The following is a 14,109-nucleotide window of genomic DNA, read 5'->3' on the forward strand; positions in this document are numbered from 1 at the left end:
GTGGCTGGCGTTTGAGGGTTCTGTGGTTATTTGGTCAGGATCAATTTCCCGGCTTTGGTCTGCCGCAGCTGATAGCGCTGGCCCTGATGGGTAATGAACGCGATGCCGTCGGCGCCGAGCAGCTGTGCGCTGTCGTAGCTGGGCGGCGCGTTTGCGCTGTGCTCGGTCGGGGCCGCGGCGGCGGGGGTAGGCGTGTTGGCAGTATCCATTATCATTGTGCTTATAAAACAGATCATTAAATGGTAATTAATATCAAACTGAGAATCATTATCATGTGAAGGAAAGGTTACATCAAGGAAAATTTTCTTACCGATGGAACCTTTTTGTCGAATGGACATCCGGCGGCGGGCCAAGCGTACCCGGCCCGTAAAAAAGGGGCGTTATTTCAGCAGGGTTTCGATGCGGTCAAACAGGCGTTCGGGCTTGGTGATCGGCGCAAAGCGCGTGACGCGCTGGCCGTCGGCGGTGAGCAGGAACTTGGTGAAATTCCATTTGATGCGGCGGCTGCCCAGAATGCCGGGCGCCAGGCGTTTCAACTCATTGAACAGCGGGTGCGCGCCGGGGCCGTTAACGTCTATCTTGCTGAACAGCGGGAAACTGACGCCGTAGTTGAGGCTGCAAAAGTTGGCGATCTCCAGCGGGCTGCCCGGCTCCTGAGAACCAAACTGGTTGCAGGGGAAGCCGAGCACCACCAGGCCGCGTTCGCGATAGTATTGCCACAAATTTTCCAGCCCGCGGTATTGCGGGGTGAAGCCGCACTTGCTGGCGGTGTTGACCACCAGATAAGCGCGCGCCGGGTAATCGCCCAGCGTTTTTTGCTCGCCCTGCAGCGTGACGCAGGGGATGGATAACAGAGAGTGAATCATGCCGTGGCTCCAGGTGCGTTTCGGCGGGTGCTAAAGCGTTGCAATCAGTATAGATGAGCGGGACAGAAGGGATAAAGCCGGGGCGAGGCCCCGGCCTGCGTTGCGTCAGAAACGGCTATCGACCGCATCCGCCAGCATCGCCAGCAACTGTTCGCTGTCGGACCAGCTCAGGCAAGGATCGGTGATCGACTGGCCATAGGTCAGCGGCTGGCCGGCGACGATCTTCTGCGTGCCTTCCACCAGGAAGCTTTCCGCCATCACGCCGGTGATGGCGGCGGAGCCGGCGCGGATCTGTTGGCAGACGTTGTCGGCCACTTCCAGCTGGCGGCGGTGCATTTTCTGGCAGTTGCCGTGGCTGAAGTCGATCACCAGGTGTTCCGGCAGATCGAACTCGCGCAGGCTGTCGCAGGCGGCGGCGATGTCGCTGGCGTGATAGTTCGGCGTTTTGCCGCCGCGCATGATGATGTGGCCGTACGGGTTGCCGCTGGTCTGGTAGATGGTCATTTGGCCATGTTTGTCCGGCGACAGGAACATGTGCCCGGCGCGCGCCGCGCGAATGGCGTCGATGGCGATGCGGGTGTTGCCGTCGGTGCCGTTTTTGAAGCCGACCGGGCAGGAGAGCGCCGAGGCCATTTCACGGTGGATCTGGCTTTCGGTGGTGCGCGCGCCGATGGCGCCCCAGCTGATCAGATCGGCGATGTATTGGCCGACCACCATGTCCAGGAATTCGGTGGCGGTCGGCAGGCCGAGCTGGTTCACTTCCAGCAGCAGGCGGCGCGCCATTTCGATGCCGCGGTTGACCTGGAAGGTGCCGTCCAGCGCCGGATCGGATATCAGGCCTTTCCAGCCGACGACGGTGCGCGGTTTTTCGAAATAGGTGCGCATCACGATCTCCAGGCGATCCTGGTAGCGTTCGCGCAGGGCGTTCAACCGGCCGGCGTAATCGACGGCGGCGTCGAGATCGTGGATGGAGCAGGGGCCGATCACCACCAGCAGGCGGAGGTCTTCACCGGTGAGGATTTTTTCAATGCGTTTTCGTGACGCGGTCACGTTGTCGGCGACGGCCGCCGAGATCGGCAGCTTGTCCGCCAACGCTTGCGGCGTGACGAGGCTGTCGATGCGCGCGGTCCGCAGTTCATCTGTTTTGTGCATGTTGTTCCCTGGAAACTGTTCTTCTCTGCGGCAGGAGTGCCGGGAAGTGATGGCGATCACAATAACGCAAAAAGCGCTGAATTCAACCGTAGAGATTGTGTTCTGTTGATCAAAGCCGCGAAAAAAAGCACAAAAAAATCAGCGGCTGCTGAAATAAACGGCAGGTGGCGGGGCGCGGCGGCCCCGCGAGGAAAAGGTCAGAACATGCGGCGGCTCATGCCGAGGATGTCGAGGATTTTGGTGGAGATCTCTTCGACCGAATAGTTGGTGGTATTGAGGTAGCGGATCTGATTTTTGCGGAACAGCGCCTCGACTTCGGCGATCTCCATACGGCACTGGCGCAATGAAGCGTAACGGCTGTTTTCACGCCGTTCCTCGCGGATCGCCGCCAGGCGTTCCGGATCGATGGTCAGGCCGAATAATTTATGCTGAAACGGTTTCAGCGAGGCCGGCAGGTGCAAATTGTCCATATCGTCGGCGATAAACGGGTAGTTGGCGGCGCGGATGCCGAACTGCATCGCCAGATAAAGGCTGGTGGGGGTTTTGCCGCAGCGCGACACGCCGAGCAGGATCACCTGCGCCTGATCGAGGTTGCGCAGCGAAATGCCGTCGTCGTGCGCCAGCGTATAGTCGATGGCGGCAATGCGCGCGTCGTACTTGCCGAGGTTGCTGGCGGTCAGACCGTGGGTGCGGTTCGGCACCGGCGTCGGCTCCACTTCCAGCTCGCCCTGCAGCGGGCCGACCAGCGCCTGCACGATATCCTGGCAGAAGCCCTGGCTCTGCACGATCACATCGCGCACTTCCGGCGAGATGATGGAGTAAAACACCAGCGGCCGCACGCCGGTTTCATTATAGATATCATCGATTTGTTGGCGAACTGCGCGAGCGCGCGCCTCGGTTTCGACAAACGGCAGGGTATAGGTGGTCGCCGTGACCGGGAACTGCGACAGCACCGCGTGTCCCAGCACTTCGGCGGTGATCGCCGTACCATCCGAAATATAAAAAACGCTTCTTTCCACCCGAGGCTCCTTACCTGAAAACGGTGTTACTGCTGTCATCACTGTCAATATCATGAGCCGCAGACGATCCGCCGGTAAAGGGGCGAGGGGAAAAATTGTGACGGCGGGGCGGTAAAGCGCCTTGCGGCGGCGCGTGAAGAAAAGCGCGTTTTGCCGGCGGTAAAAATCGCGGCGCGGCGACGCTTTTCGATCCGAAACGTAAATTTGCCGCTATTTTCACCTAAAACGGTAACGTTTGCGTGGTCATTAAAACAGAAGTTTAAAAAGAGCGTAATTTGTTGAGAACTAAGCTTTTCGTGCGATTGGGAACGGTTCCCAGGCAAATCAGCCGGTTAGGACATTCTCTTAAAAACCACTTTCTTCAGTGGGTTGATCGATTCACCTTTCCATTTTCCCCGGATCAGTGTGCTAGTCTGATTCGGCTCCGTGTTAGCGGCGCCGTAAAGCAAGCGAATTAAATCCGTCTTTACCCTACTGATAGCAATAAGGATTGTCTCGATGTCCAACAATGGCCCAGACTTGCGTAATGTGCTTTGGTACAACCAGCTTGGCATGCACGACGTTGACCGTGTCGGCGGCAAAAACGCCTCCCTCGGTGAAATGATCACCAATCTTTCCGATTTGGGCGTGGCCGTGCCGAACGGTTTTGCCACCACCGCACAGGCGTTTAACGATTTCCTCGAACAAAGCGGTGTTAACCAGCGCATCTATCAGCTACTGGATCAGACCGACGTTGACGACGTTGCACAACTGGCCAAGGCCGGCGCCCAGATCCGCCAATGGGTGATCGACACGCCGTTCCACGCCGAGTTCGAACGCGAAATTCATCAGGCTTACCAACAGCTCGCCGACGGCGAACCGGAAGCTTCCTTCGCGGTGCGCTCCTCCGCCACGGCGGAAGACATGCCGGACGCGTCTTTCGCCGGCCAGCAGGAAACCTTCCTCAACGTGCAGGGCATCGACGCCGTAATGGTGGCGATCAAGCACGTGTTCGCGTCGCTGTTCAACGACCGCGCCATCTCTTATCGCGTGCATCAGGGCTATGACCACCGCGGCGTGGCGCTGTCGGCGGGCGTACAGCGCATGGTGCGCTCGGATTTGGCCTCTTCGGGCGTGATGTTCACCATCGATACCGAGTCCGGCTTTGATCAGGTGGTGTTTATCACCTCCGCCTTCGGCCTGGGTGAAATGGTGGTGCAGGGCGCAGTGAACCCGGATGAGTTCTACGTGCACAAACCGACGCTGCAAAACGGCAAGCCGGCGATCGTCCGCCGCAACCTGGGTTCGAAAAAGATCCGCATGGTGTACGCGCCGTCGCAGGATCACGGCAAGCAGGTGCGCATCGAAGACGTGCCGGAAGCGCAGCGCAGCCGTTTCTCGCTGACGGATGACGAAGTGCAGGCGCTGGCGCAGCAGGCGATCCTGATCGAAAAACATTACGGCCGCCCGATGGATATCGAGTGGGCGAAAGACGGCCATACCGGCAAGCTGCTGATCGTGCAGGCGCGCCCGGAAACCGTGCGCTCCAACGAACAGACCATGGAGCGCTACCAGCTGAACGGCTCCAGCCCGGTGCTGGTGGAAGGCCGCGCCATCGGCCACCGCATCGGCGCCGGTCCGGTGAAAGTGATCCACGACATCAGCGAAATGGATCGCATCCAGCCGGGCGACGTGCTGGTCACCGACATGACTGACCCGGACTGGGAACCGATCATGAAGAAGGCCGCCGCGATCGTCACCAACCGCGGCGGGCGTACCTGTCACGCGGCGATCATCGCCCGTGAACTGGGGATCCCGGCGGTGGTGGGCTGCGGCCACGCCACCGACGTGCTGAAAGACGGCCAGAAAGTCACCGTCTCCTGCGCGGAAGGCGACACCGGCTTCGTTTACAGCGATATGCTGGACTTCAGCGTGCAGAGCTCAGAAGTGACCGAGCTGCCGGATCTGCCGCTGAAGATCATGATGAACGTCGGCAACCCGGATCGCGCCTTCGACTTTGCGCGTTTGCCGAACGAAGGCGTGGGCCTGGCGCGGCTGGAATTTATCATCAACCGCATGATCGGCGTGCACCCGCGTGCGCTGCTGGAGTTCGATCAGCAGACGCCGGCGCTGCAAAACGAGATTCGCGCGCTGATGCAGGGTTACGATCATCCGGTCGAGTTCTACGTCGGCCGCCTGACCGAGGGCATCGCGACGCTGGGCGCCGCCTTCTGGCCGAAGCGCGTGATCGTGCGCCTGTCCGACTTCAAATCCAACGAGTACGCCAACCTGGTGGGTGGCGACAAGTATGAACCGCACGAAGAGAACCCGATGCTGGGCTTCCGCGGCGCCGGCCGCTACGTGGCCGACAGCTTCCGCGATTGCTTCGCGCTGGAGTGCGAGGCGGTGAAACGCGTGCGTAACGAAATGGGGCTGACCAACGTCGAAATCATGGTGCCGTTTGTGCGCACCGTGGCGCAGGCGGAAGCGGTGGTGGCCGAGCTGGCGCGTCAGGGGCTGAAACGCGGCGAAAACGGGCTGAAAGTGATCATGATGTGCGAGATCCCGTCCAATGCGCTGTTGGCGGATCAGTTCCTCGAACACTTCGACGGCTTCTCCATCGGCTCCAACGACATGACCCAGTTGGCGCTGGGGCTGGATCGCGACTCCGGCGTGGTGTCGGAGCTGTTCGACGAACGCAACGACGCGGTGAAAGCGCTGCTGTCGATGGCGATTCAGGCGGCCAAGCGCCACGGTAAATACGTCGGCATCTGCGGCCAGGGCCCGTCCGACCACGAAGACTTCGCCGAGTGGCTGATGGAGCAGGGCATCGACAGCCTGTCGCTTAATCCGGACACCGTGGTGCAGACCTGGATCAATTTGTCGAAAAAGAAATAATTTCTCGGCATCGCTGAGGCATTAACGCCGGGCCGCAGTTAACGCTGCGGCCTTTTTATTTCTGAATGTAAATAACGGCGCGTAAAATAATCAATTCGACGAAAAAAGAATAAAAAAAAGCCCACCGTAGGAGATGGGCAAAGACTACACACAGCAATTCACATGTATGGCATTACATTGTTCAGAAAGGTTGCTTTAAAATCAGTGATTTGAAGCAATAGATGGCCATAATACTAGATTTTTGAACGCGACTAGTCATTAAGAATCATCCTAATCGATAGCGGCATCACATTTTATTTGCGGGAGTTATCTCTTTTTGCCGTTTGCAACAAACAGGGATTTACATTGCACCTTTCATTCGCGGCACCGTAATCAATATATGGCGGCATTATATTGGGCGGAGATATTACTCGAATGGGGTAGGAATAATGGCAGGAGTGAAAAGTTCCGCCCGACGATGCGGGCGGAAGAGGGGAATCAGCGTTTTTCCAAATCTTCGATGACTTGCTCCGGCGCGGTGGTCGGCTCCGGCGCTTCATCCATCCAGGCGGTCAGCAGGCGATAAGATACCGCCAACACCACCGGGCCGATGAACAGGCCAATCATGCCGAAGGCCAGCAAGCCGCCGATAACGCCGGACAGGATCAGCAGCAGCGGCAGATCGGCGCCCATGCGGATCAGCACCGGGCGCAGCACGTTATCCAGCGTAGCCACCACGCAGCTCCAGACCAGCAGCACGGTGCCCCAGGTGGTATCGCCGTGCCAGTACAGCCAGATGATGGCCGGCACCAGCACCAGCAGCGGCCCCAATTGCGCCACGCAGCAGATGAAGATCAGCATCGTCAGCAGAGTGGCGGCCGGAATGCCGCTCACCGCCAGACCGATGCCGCCCAGCACCGACTGCACCAGCGCCGTCACCACCACACCCAGCGCGACGGCGCGGATCGCCTGGCCGCCCAGCAGCACCGCCGCATCGCCGCGCGCAGAGCCGAGGCGCACCGCAAAGTGGCGGATACCCAGCGCCACCTGCTCGCCGCGCGCATACAACAGGGCGCTGAACAGCAGCATCAGCGCGCAGTGCAGCAGCAGACGGCCGATATGCGCCGCCTGCGCCACGAACCAGGTGGCGGTCTGGCCGAAGTACGGTTGCACCTTCGCCAGCAGCGCGGCGCCGCCGGCGTTAACCAGCGTATGGTAGCTGGAATAGAGCCTGTCGCCGATCATCGGCACGGACTGCAGCCAGGCGAGATCGGGAATATGCAGTTTGCCCGGCGAGCTGGCCCAGGCGATCAGCGGCGCGCTGTTATCCACCACGCTGCTGATCAGCAGAGAGATAGGCAAAATGAACAGCAGGATCAGCAGCAGGGTCATCACCAGCACCGCCAGCGAGCGGCGGCCCCACAGCAGCTTTTGCAGTTTGAGCAGCAGCGGCCAGGTGGCGATCACCACCATTCCCGCCCAGGCGAAGCCGAGAATGAACGGTTGGATCACCCAAAAACAGGCGACGATCATGATGGCGATAAACAGCACGCCGAAAATAATTCGCGGTAAGTCGTAACGCGATTGCGGGAGTGGCATCAGTGGCTTCTCATCCTGGTCAATTAAATCCCTGGCACCGGCGAATCGGGTGCCTGTCGGTCGGTTTATTACCGCCGGGCGGCCGCCTGTGGCGGCGTTCGCAGGGCGGTAATAATGTGAATGCCTTCACTAAACGAGTATGTTAGTTTTTAGTGTCACTAAAAAATAGGGTGGGTCTGAATTAAAGGCCCGATTCAGCGTACATCAGCGCATAAAAAATAGACGGACAGGGTCAAAAAAGCGAATGATCCCACAGATTTCTCAGGCGCCCGGCCTCGTTCAACGGGTGCTCGACTTTTTGGAAGCACTGAAGCAAAACGGATTCAACGGCGATACCGCCACCAGCTATGCCGACCGGCTGACGATGGCCACCGACAACAGCATCTATCAGCTGTTGCCCGATGCGGTGGTGTTCCCCCGTTCCACCGCCGACGTGGCGCTGATCGCCCGCCTGGCCGGGGAAGAGCGATTCAATGCGCTGACCTTCAGCCCGCGCGGCGGCGGTACCGGCACCAACGGCCAGTCGCTCAATACCGGCATCGTGGTCGATATGTCGCGCCATATGAACCGCATTCTGGAGATCAACGTCGAACAAGGCTGGGTAAAAGTCGAAGCCGGGGTGATCAAGGATCAGCTGAATCAATATCTGCGGCCGTTCGGCTACTTCTTCTCGCCGGAACTGTCCACAAGCAACCGCGCCACCCTGGGCGGCATGATCAATACCGACGCCTCCGGCCAGGGCTCGCTGGTGTACGGCAAAACCTCCGATCACGTGTTGGGCCTGCGGGCGGTGCTGCTGGGCGGCGAGATGATCGATACCCGCGCCATGCCGACGGCGCTGGCGGAAACGATTGCTCTGGACGAGACCGCCGAAGGGCGTATCTACCGCACGGTGCTGAACCGCTGCCGCGAGCAGCGCTCGCTGATCCTGGAGAAATTCCCCAAGCTCAACCGCTTCCTCACCGGTTACGATCTGCGCCACGTGCTGAGCGACGATCTGCAAACCTTCGATCTGACGCGCATCCTGACCGGCGCCGAAGGCACGCTGGCGTTTATCACCGAGGCGCGGCTGGACATCACGCCGCTGCCGAAAGTGCGTCGCCTGGTCAACGTGAAGTACGACTCCTTCGACTCGGCGCTGCGCAATGCGCCCTTTATGGTCGAAGCCAAGGCGCTGTCGGTGGAAACCATCGATTCCAAGGTGCTGAACCTGGCGCGTGAAGACATCGTTTGGCACTCGGTGAACGAACTGATCGCCGACGTGCCGGATAAAGAGATGCTCGGGCTGAACATCGTCGAGTTCGCCGGTGACGATCGCGCGCTGATCGACGGCCAGATGGAAACCCTGTGTCAACGGCTGGACGAATTGATCGCGCAGCGGCAGGGCGGCGTGATCGGTTACCAGATCTGTGGCGATCTGGCGGGCATCGAGCGCATTTACAACATGCGCAAGAAGGCGGTCGGGCTGCTGGGCAACGCCAAAGGGCGCGCCAAGCCGATTCCGTTCGCCGAGGACACCTGCGTGCCGCCGCAACACCTGGCGGACTATATCGTCGAATTCCGTCAACTGCTCGACGACCATAACCTGAGCTATGGCATGTTCGGCCACGTCGACGCCGGGGTGCTGCACGTGCGCCCGGCGCTTGATATGTGCGACCCGCAGCAGGAGGTGCTGATGAAGCAGATCTCCGATCGGGTGGTGGCGCTGACCGCCAAATACGGCGGCCTGCTGTGGGGGGAGCACGGCAAGGGGTTCCGCGCGGAATACAGCCCTGAGTTCTTCGGCGAAACGCTGTATGAAGAGCTGCGCCGCATCAAGGCGGCATTCGATCCGGATAACCGCCTGAACCCGGGCAAGATCTGTTCGCCGCTGGCGGTGGATGCGCCGATGATGCAGGTGGACGCGGTCAAGCGTGGCACCTTCGATCGCCAGATCCCGGTCGAAGTGCGCACCTCATTCCGCGGCGCGCTGGAGTGTAACGGCAACGGCCTGTGCTTCAACTTCGACGTGCGCAGCCCGATGTGCCCGTCGATGAAGATCAGCGGCAACCGCATTCATTCACCGAAAGGGCGGGCGACGCTGGTGCGCGAGTGGCTGCGTCTGTTGGCCGAGCAGGGCGTCGATCCGCTGGCGCTGGAGAAAGAGCTGCCGCAGCAGCGAGTCAGCCTGCGCGGTTTGAGCGAAAAGACCCGCAACAGCTGGCATGCCAGCAAGGGCGAGTATGATTTCTCGCACGAAGTGAAAGAGGCGATGTCCGGCTGCCTGGCCTGCAAGGCCTGCTCCACCCAGTGCCCGATCAAGATTGACGTGCCGGGATTCCGTTCGCGCTTCCTGCAGCTCTACCACACCCGCTATCTGCGCCCGGTAAGCGACTACATGGTCGCCGGCGTGGAGAGCTATACCCCGTTGATGGCCCGCGCGCCGAAGGTGTTCAACTTCTTCTTCCGCCAGCCGTGGCTGCGGGAGATGAGCCGCAACGCCATCGGCATGGTCGATCTGCCGCTGCTGTCCAGCCCGACGCTGCGTCAGCAGCTGTCCGGCCACCGCGCGACCACGCTGACGCTGGAGCAGCTGGAAGGGCTGAGCGCCGATCAGCGCGCCGATCACGTGCTGATCGTCCAGGATCCGTTCACCAGCTATTACGACGCCAAAGTGGTGGCGGACTTTGTCCGGCTGGTGGAGAAGCTCGGCTATAAACCGGTGCTGCTGCCGTTCTCGCCGAACGGCAAGGCGCAGCATGTGAAGGGGTTCCTGACGCGCTTTGCCCGCACCGCGCGCAAAACCGCCGATCTCCTCAACCGTATGGCGCAGCTCGGCATGCCGCTGGTGGGCGTCGATCCGGCGCTGGTGCTGTGCTACCGCGACGAATACCGCGAGATCCTCGGCGCCGAACGCGGCGATTTCCAGGTGCAGCTGGTGCACGAATGGCTGCAGCAGCGGATCGCGGATCGCGCCGAACAGCCGGCGACCGGCGAACCCTGGTATCTGTTCGGCCACTGTACCGAAACCACCGCGCTGCCGGCCAGCGGCCAACAGTGGGCGGCGATCTTCGCGCGCTTCGGCGCCAAACTGGAGAACGTCAGCGTCGGCTGCTGCGGCATGGCGGGCACTTACGGCCATGAAGCCAAGAACCTGCAAAACTCGCTCGGCATTTATGAGCTATCATGGCACCCGACGCTGCAGCGTTTGCCGCGGCAGCGCTGCCTGGCGACCGGCTATTCCTGCCGCAGCCAGGTGAAACGCATCGAGGGCAATGGCGTGCGCCACCCCTTACAGGCACTTCTGGAGATGATTGAGTGAAATTGTGGAAACGTGAAACATCGCTGGAGCAGCTGAACCGCGCCGGCGACGGCTGCATGGTCAGCCATGTGGGCATCGAGTTTACCCAGCTGGGCGAGGATTTCCTCGAGGCCACCATGCCGGTCGATGGCCGCACCCGGCAGCCGTTCGGGCTGTTGCACGGCGGGGCGTCGGTGGTGCTGGCGGAATCGATGGGATCGATGGCCGGTTACCTGTGCAGCGAGGGCGAGCAGAAAGTGGTGGGGCTGGAGATCAACGCCAACCACCTGCGCGCGGTGTTCGATGGCCAGGTGCGCGGGGTGTGCCGCGCACTGCACGTTGGCCGCCGTCATCAGGTGTGGCAAATCGAGATCTTCGACGCGCGCGATCGGCTGTGCTGCACCTCGCGTCTGACCACGGCGGTCATCGACTGATTCCCGCCGGTTTCCGCAGGCGATCGGCCTGCGGAGCCTTGCGCCTTACAGCTGAAACGGCACGCGTTTGACGAAGTCCTTCTGAAACGCGTTTGCCTTCTCCCAGGTGCCTTCCATTGCATATTTTTGGCAGATCAGCGTCAGCGTGTGGCGAGCGAAGTGGTAGCTTTGCACCCGAAAAAGCTGGCAGCGCTGTGGGTTGTTGATCTCGACGATCAGCCGGTTGTGCAGCTTGCTGAGCGCATGCAGGTAGCTGTCGTCGTCGCCGTTCTCCAGACACAGATTGGCCATGGTGAGGCTGACGCTGTTATACCGCTTCAGGTGGTCGATATTGCATTCCGGGCGCCGCAGCGCCGCTTCGGCCATGTAAAAGTCCACCGTGGCGTCGCGCACGCTGAATTTGTAGTCATCAATCTTGCCCAGCAACCATGCGTTGATCGAAAGAGTCATTGGCTTCGCGCTCAAATTACAATTGAATGATAATCATTATCATATAAACTGCCGCGTTGCCGATCAATCCCCGGCGCGGCGTTTTTTCATCGCGCGGGGGTGTAAAAGGCCGCCGACGACCCAATTTAATCCTGAGCGACTAAACTTTAACCTGAGGGTGCGCGCTTGCGCCGCGCCACGAAATGCCGATAAACGCACATTTACGACAGACAGAATGCAGAAATAGGTATTTTCTATGAATGTTTAGATCGGCAACGCCCTGCGGCGCTGTAACGCTGACGGGCCACCGGGGAGTGCGGTACGGTGATGCAGGATAGAGAACAAATTCATAGGGATAGCATGCACGCCTTGCCGCCAGACGCCGCAAGCCGCCACGGGTGTCCCGTTGGCTTGCCGCGCGCCGCAGCGAAAAACCGCGCTCGCGGCGGATACCCCCGCAAAACAAACGGTTGAAGTGATAATCGTTATCACTAACATATAAGCAACCCAGATTGGCTGTGGCCAAACACGAGTGTGAGGTAGACCCTATGCAAACGGAAAATGTCGGCACTTTTTCTCTGGATGAAAATGTCTGGCAAGGCATTTCGCTCAGCGACAGCGCCGTACGACAAATAACCAAACTGATGCAGCAGGATCCGCAGGTGAAAGGGCTGCAGCTAGGGGTGAAACAATCCGGCTGCGCCGGCTTTGCCTATGTGCTGGATCTGACCCGCGAACCCGCCGATGACGATCTGCTGTTTGAGCGCGACGGCGCCAAACTCTATGTGCCGCTGAAGGCCATGCCGTTCATCGATGGCACCACGGTAGATTACGTCCGCGAAGGGCTGAATCAGATATTCAAATTTAACAACCCTAAAGCTCAGCATGCCTGCGGGTGCGGCGAGAGCTTTGGCGTTTGAGCGATGCAATCAACATGACACGAAGCAATGTAGAAATGCCTAATGAAGTGCAGGCTTGGGTCAGCGAAGGTCGCTACAAAGAAGGTTTCTTCACCCAGCTGGCAACCGATGAGTTGGCCAAAGGCATCAACGAAGAGGTGGTGCGCGCCATATCGGCCAAGCGTAACGAACCCGAGTGGATGCTGGAATTCCGCCTCGAGGCCTACCGCGCCTGGCTGCAGATGGAAGAGCCGCACTGGTTGAAGGCCAATTACGATCGCCTGAACTACCAGGACTACAGTTACTATTCGGCGCCGTCCTGCGGCAGCTGCGACGACGCCTGCGGTTCGCAACCCGGCGCCGAGCAGCAACCGGGCGCGGCGACGGAAAAAGATTACCTGACCAGTGAAGTGGAGCTGGCGTTCAACCAGCTCGGCGTGCCGGTGCGCGAGGGCAGCGAGGTGGCGGTGGACGCCATCTTCGACTCGGTCTCTGTCGCTACCACTTACCGTGAAAAACTGGCGGAGAGCGGGGTGATTTTCTGCTCGTTCGGCGAAGCGATCCAGGAATACCCGGAGCTGGTGCGTCAGTACCTGGGGCGCGTGGTGCCGTCCAACGATAACTTCTTCGCCGCGCTGAACGCCGCGGTGGCTTCCGACGGCACCTTCGTTTATGTGCCGAAGGGCGTACGCTGCCCGATGGAACTGTCGACCTACTTCCGCATCAACGCCGCCAAAACCGGCCAGTTCGAGCGCACCATCCTGATCGCCGACGAAGGTAGCTACGTCAGCTATATCGAGGGCTGTTCCGCCCCGGTGCGCGACAGCTATCAGCTGCACGCGGCGGTGGTGGAAGTGATCCTGCATAAAGACGCCGAAGTGAAATACTCGACGGTGCAGAACTGGTTCTCCGGCGGCGAGAGCAAGGGCGGTATCCTCAACTTCGTCACCAAGCGCGCGCTGTGCGAAGGCGCCGGCTCGAAAATGTCCTGGACCCAGTCGGAAACCGGCTCGGCCATCACCTGGAAATACCCGAGCGTGATTTTGCAGGGCGACAATTCGATCGGCGAATTCTTCTCGGTGGCGCTGACCAGCGGCCATCAGCAGGCCGATACCGGCACCAAGATGATCCACATCGGCAAAAACACCAAGTCGACCATCATCGCCAAAGGCATCTCCGCTGGCCACAGCGAGAACACCTATCGCGGCCTGGTGAAAATCCTGCCGGGGGCGGAAAACGCCCGTAACTTTACCCAGTGCGACTCGATGCTGATCGGGCCGGACAGCGGCGCCCACACGTTCCCTTACGTTGAAGCGCGCAACAACAGCGCTCAGCTGGAGCACGAAGCCACCACCTCGAAGATCGGCGACGACCAGCTGTTCTACTGCCTGCAGCGCGGCATCAGCGAGGATGACGCCATTTCGATGATCGTCAACGGCTTCTGCAAGGACGTTTTCTCCGAGCTGCCGCTAGAGTTCGCCGTCGAGGCGCAGAAACTTCTGGCCATCAGCCTGGAACACAGCGTGGGTTAATCGCCGCATTTTTAGCGCCGCCGGCGCTATCTGAGGACACAGC

11 protein-coding genes and 1 other RNA gene are annotated in these 14,109 nt (G+C 60.1%); 5 read left to right on the forward strand and 7 right to left on the reverse strand.

Annotated features, from left to right (window positions below; genetic code table 11):
- Positions 1-26: 26 nt before the first annotated feature.
- The 4 genes from hemP to ppsR all read right to left on the reverse strand — a co-directional run bounded on the left by hemP (position 27) and on the right by ppsR (position 3,076).
- The gene (gene hemP / locus ACJ8HH_RS06485) at positions 27-209 is read right to left on the reverse strand and encodes a hemin uptake protein HemP (protein WP_016927944.1); all 183 of its coding nucleotides are present in this window, start codon (positions 207-209) and stop codon (positions 27-29) included.
- A gap of 171 nt (positions 210-380) precedes the next feature.
- A complete protein-coding gene (locus ACJ8HH_RS06490; protein ID WP_033646302.1) occupies positions 381-866 on the reverse strand; it encodes a glutathione peroxidase in 486 nt (161 codons plus the stop codon).
- A 105-nt stretch (positions 867-971) separates the two neighbouring features.
- Positions 972-2,018 (reverse strand): 3-deoxy-7-phosphoheptulonate synthase, encoded by a 1,047-nt coding sequence (locus ACJ8HH_RS06495; protein ID WP_197760860.1) that lies wholly within the window; start codon positions 2,016-2,018, stop codon positions 972-974.
- Between the two features lie 197 nt (positions 2,019-2,215).
- Positions 2,216-3,076, reverse strand: a complete 861-nt coding sequence (ppsR, locus tag ACJ8HH_RS06500) for a posphoenolpyruvate synthetase regulatory kinase/phosphorylase PpsR (RefSeq protein WP_049234269.1) — start codon at positions 3,074-3,076, stop codon at positions 2,216-2,218.
- A 459-nt stretch (positions 3,077-3,535) separates the two neighbouring features.
- On the opposite strand from ppsR, the gene ppsA reads away from it, so the two are divergent.
- Entirely contained in the window at positions 3,536-5,914 is a 2,379-nt protein-coding gene (gene ppsA / locus ACJ8HH_RS06505) for a phosphoenolpyruvate synthase (protein ID WP_041034881.1), read from the forward strand.
- Positions 5,915-6,023: 109 nt separating this feature from the next.
- Here the strand turns inward: ppsA and rprA are convergent.
- Together rprA and ydiK are read right to left on the reverse strand one after the other, a co-directional pair.
- Positions 6,024-6,133, reverse strand: an RNA gene (gene rprA / locus ACJ8HH_RS06510) — antisense sRNA RprA.
- A 258-nt stretch (positions 6,134-6,391) separates the two neighbouring features.
- The gene (gene ydiK, locus ACJ8HH_RS06515; protein WP_047567779.1) at positions 6,392-7,492 is read right to left on the reverse strand and encodes an AI-2E family transporter YdiK; all 1,101 of its coding nucleotides are present in this window, start codon (positions 7,490-7,492) and stop codon (positions 6,392-6,394) included.
- A 244-nt stretch (positions 7,493-7,736) separates the two neighbouring features.
- Between ydiK and ydiJ the strand changes: the two genes are divergently transcribed.
- Entirely contained in the window at positions 7,737-10,793 is a 3,057-nt protein-coding gene (ydiJ, locus tag ACJ8HH_RS06520) for a D-2-hydroxyglutarate dehydrogenase YdiJ (protein ID WP_197766190.1), read from the forward strand.
- Positions 10,790-11,206, forward strand: a complete 417-nt coding sequence (gene menI, locus ACJ8HH_RS06525; RefSeq protein ID WP_016927938.1) for a 1,4-dihydroxy-2-naphthoyl-CoA hydrolase — start codon at positions 10,790-10,792, stop codon at positions 11,204-11,206. Before ydiJ ends, menI begins: the two co-directional genes overlap by 4 nt.
- 45 nt (positions 11,207-11,251) lie before the next feature.
- Here menI and ACJ8HH_RS06530 read toward each other — a convergent pair whose 3' ends face one another.
- Positions 11,252-11,656, reverse strand: a complete 405-nt coding sequence (locus tag ACJ8HH_RS06530; RefSeq protein ID WP_004931369.1) for a hypothetical protein — start codon at positions 11,654-11,656, stop codon at positions 11,252-11,254.
- Positions 11,657-12,183: 527 nt separating this feature from the next.
- Here ACJ8HH_RS06530 and sufA point away from each other — a divergent pair.
- The gene (gene sufA, locus ACJ8HH_RS06535) at positions 12,184-12,555 is read left to right on the forward strand and encodes a Fe-S cluster assembly scaffold SufA (protein WP_004931368.1); all 372 of its coding nucleotides are present in this window, start codon (positions 12,184-12,186) and stop codon (positions 12,553-12,555) included.
- 14 nt (positions 12,556-12,569) lie between these two features.
- Positions 12,570-14,066 (forward strand): Fe-S cluster assembly protein SufB, encoded by a 1,497-nt coding sequence (gene sufB, locus ACJ8HH_RS06540; protein ID WP_039566388.1) that lies wholly within the window; start codon positions 12,570-12,572, stop codon positions 14,064-14,066.
- Positions 14,067-14,109 lie beyond the last annotated feature (43 nt).

Origin of the sequence: Serratia sp. CY32780, from assembly GCF_052169135.1 — a bacterium.
In the GTDB taxonomy this organism is placed as follows: domain Bacteria; phylum Pseudomonadota; class Gammaproteobacteria; order Enterobacterales; family Enterobacteriaceae; genus Serratia; species Serratia sarumanii.

Excerpts from the sequence above, each read along its gene's own strand:
- hemP (WP_016927944.1), bottom strand. The coding sequence starts at position 209 with ATGGATACTGCCAACACGCCTACCCCCGCCGCCGCGGCCCCGACCGAG.
- ACJ8HH_RS06490 (WP_033646302.1), bottom strand. The coding sequence starts at position 866 with ATGATTCACTCTCTGTTATCCATCCCCTGCGTCACGCTGCAGGGCGAG.
- ACJ8HH_RS06495 (WP_197760860.1), bottom strand. The coding sequence starts at position 2,018 with ATGCACAAAACAGATGAACTGCGGACCGCGCGCATCGACAGCCTCGTC.
- ppsR (WP_049234269.1), bottom strand. The coding sequence starts at position 3,076 with ATGACAGCAGTAACACCGTTTTCAGGTAAGGAGCCTCGGGTGGAAAGA.
- ppsA (WP_041034881.1), top strand. The coding sequence starts at position 3,536 with ATGTCCAACAATGGCCCAGACTTGCGTAATGTGCTTTGGTACAACCAG.
- ydiK (WP_047567779.1), bottom strand. The coding sequence starts at position 7,492 with ATGCCACTCCCGCAATCGCGTTACGACTTACCGCGAATTATTTTCGGC.
- ydiJ (WP_197766190.1), top strand. The coding sequence starts at position 7,737 with ATGATCCCACAGATTTCTCAGGCGCCCGGCCTCGTTCAACGGGTGCTC.
- ACJ8HH_RS06530 (WP_004931369.1), bottom strand. The coding sequence starts at position 11,656 with ATGACTCTTTCGATCAACGCATGGTTGCTGGGCAAGATTGATGACTAC.
- sufA (WP_004931368.1), top strand. The coding sequence starts at position 12,184 with ATGCAAACGGAAAATGTCGGCACTTTTTCTCTGGATGAAAATGTCTGG.
- sufB (WP_039566388.1), top strand. The coding sequence starts at position 12,570 with ATGACACGAAGCAATGTAGAAATGCCTAATGAAGTGCAGGCTTGGGTC.